We start from the raw sequence: 1,790 nt of genomic DNA on the forward strand, positions 1-1,790 counted from the left end.
GGAGTGCTCCAGTCCTCTGGAGCTTTCCGCAGGCCGTGAGACATTCGAAAGCGCCGGAGGACCGGCGCACTCCAAAACGCTGTCGCGCTCTTTGCTCCCTATTGCCCGGCTACGCCTCACTTCCCAAACCGCGCCTTGATCAAATGACTGCCGAGGATCCACACCTTGTGCAGCTTGCTGAGGCGGCAGCGTTTGGTGAAGACGGGGTAGCGCTCACGCTTCAGCTTTTCGAGGATGCGCGAGTAGATGGCGGCCATGATCTCGGAGGCGACCATGTTTTTGCGGTCTTCCGGCGGCAGCGCCTTCTCGGCGGCGGCATAGTAGCTGCGCGCACGGGCATACTGGAAGTCCATCATCTTGATGAAGCGCTCGCTGGGGCGGGCGTCGAGGATTTCGCTTTCCAGCACGCCGAACTTCCGCAGCTCGGCCTGGGGGATGTAGATGCGGCCGGTGTCCCGCGCATCCTGGCCCACGTCACGGATGATGTTGGTGAACTGCAGCGCGTAGCCCAGATTGATGGCGTAGTCTTTGGTGGCGGGATTTTGATGCCCGAAGATTTGGATGCTCACCAGCCCGACCACGCTGGCGACCTTGTAGCAGTAGCCCAGCAGTTCCTCAAAGGTCTCGTAGCGCGTCTTGGTGATGTCGCTGGCCACGCCGTCGATGATCTCGCACAGCCAGGCGCGGGGGAAGCCGTATTTCTCCGGCAGCAGGATCATTTCATCCAGCACGGGATGCCCCGGCGGATTGCCTGCCTCCACGCAGTGCTTCCAGTGAGTGAGCTCCTTCTCCTTGTCCGCTTCGCTGACATTCGGGTCGTCGGCGATGTCATCCACCACACGGCAGAAGGCGTAAAACGCGATCATGTCGCGGCGGCGTTCCTTCGGCAGGCAGGCGAGCGCGAAAGCGAGGTTCGACTTCGCCCGCCGCACGATCTGTTCTGGAGAAAGCGTGCCGCTGGTCATGCGGAAGGGGAACGTGAAAAGCCAAAGCGCAGCATGAGAAGTAGGGCCGTTAGCAATAGCCAGCAATCGAGCATGGCAAGCACCAAAGCACTTAGGGGGTGCTCGATCATGCGCCAAAATGGCGATCCGGCACACCCGGCACGCCCCATTTCCACGGTGTAGAGCACGAGAATGAAGAGGAAAAGGGAGGTGATGGCGAGCATGAGCAAAGGCACCGCCGCACGCCACAGGATGCGCAGGGCGGCGGCCCCCTGATGCCAAAACGGGCCGGAAACCGCCGCCACCGCGACCGGCAGCGCGGCAAACGTGAGGAGAAGCTCCACCCACCACCATGCACCAATGCTCTGCGGCGTGTTCATCTGCCACCAGCGCCAGCTCATCCACAGCAGGTCAAACCCCGCGAGAAACGCCACGCCCTGCCAGCGCGCCAAGGCATGCTCCAGCGCAGCCGCGGCATCGCCACCGGCCTCCGTGTCCTGCGGTCTTTCCCAGGCCATCACAAAGCGCACCAGCCACACCTGCACGCCCGCAGCAGCCAGGGCGGTGAAAATGTAACGCATTCCTAGTTTCAACATTTCCACAGACTCAGGCAGCATGCGCCGCATGCTGGAGCCCTCCAGCCCCAGCCAGACAAACGCCAGCAGCGTTACAATGAGCAGGCCAAGCTTCTGCTCCAGGCCTGGCCTGCGCTCGCCGTAGCGATAGGGCCAGCGCCAGATGCGAATGGTCAAAAACACAAGCACCAGCGGCACCCCGCAGGCCAGCGGCCACGGCGGCATCAGCGCATGCGGCAGCACGGCCATGTGCGCCAGCGCATCACGCGCC

2 protein-coding genes are annotated in these 1,790 nt (G+C 62.8%); both read right to left on the minus strand.

What is annotated here, in order from left to right:
• Positions 1-116 precede the first annotated feature (116 nt).
• On the minus strand, positions 117-965 hold the full coding sequence (locus WAW39_RS12050) for a phytoene/squalene synthase family protein (RefSeq protein WP_422319099.1): 849 nt from the start codon (positions 963-965) through the stop codon (positions 117-119).
• Positions 962-1,790, minus strand: an 829-nt coding sequence (locus tag WAW39_RS12055; RefSeq protein ID WP_422319101.1) for a hypothetical protein, incomplete at its 5' end; no start/stop codon positions are given. The genes WAW39_RS12055 and WAW39_RS12050, both read right to left, overlap by 4 nt.

Source organism: Prosthecobacter sp. (assembly GCF_049294395.1).
Classification (GTDB): Bacteria; Verrucomicrobiota; Verrucomicrobiia; order Verrucomicrobiales; family Verrucomicrobiaceae; genus Prosthecobacter.

Bases quoted from the DNA above. Each gene is read 5' to 3' on its own strand.
- WAW39_RS12050 (WP_422319099.1), bottom strand. From the start codon at position 965: ATGACCAGCGGCACGCTTTCTCCAGAACAGATCGTGCGGCGGGCGAAG.